The following is a 363-nucleotide window of genomic DNA, read 5'->3' on the forward strand; positions in this document are numbered from 1 at the left end:
CGTTCCGAGCAACTCCCCGAACTGCTCCGGCCGCTCTGCCACCGACTTCACCAACTCCGCGCGCTCGATGTTGCCGTCCACAATGGCGGCGCTGACCCTGGCGGCGACCGTCTCCGGATCAACATAGACCCGCTCTCCAACCGACCGGACCGCCTGCATCGCTCGCTCAAGATCCGGTCGTGCCCGTTCGCGCGCAACCTCGTCGACGCTGCGAGTATAATGCGTGATCGCTGGCACCAGCGGCTCGACCCTCTCTGCTGGTCCAGCATCCCCCACACTCCGCTCAGCCTCCCGGCCGGGCGATGGCTGAAGAGCTGCCGGAGAGCGTACCTGCTCACCTATGGTGCTGTCGTGAGCCGGAAG

Annotated in this window: 1 pseudogene; it reads right to left on the bottom strand. The window is 66.4% G+C overall.

The window, feature by feature from the left end:
* A pseudogene (locus PY650_RS36880) lies at positions 1 to 237 on the bottom strand (hypothetical protein); the annotation flags it as partial.
* Between the last annotated feature and the right edge of the window lie 126 nt (positions 238 to 363).

It is taken from the genome of Martinezella calliandrae, from assembly GCF_030272695.1.
Lineage (GTDB): Bacteria > Pseudomonadota > Alphaproteobacteria > Rhizobiales > Rhizobiaceae > Rhizobium > Rhizobium calliandrae.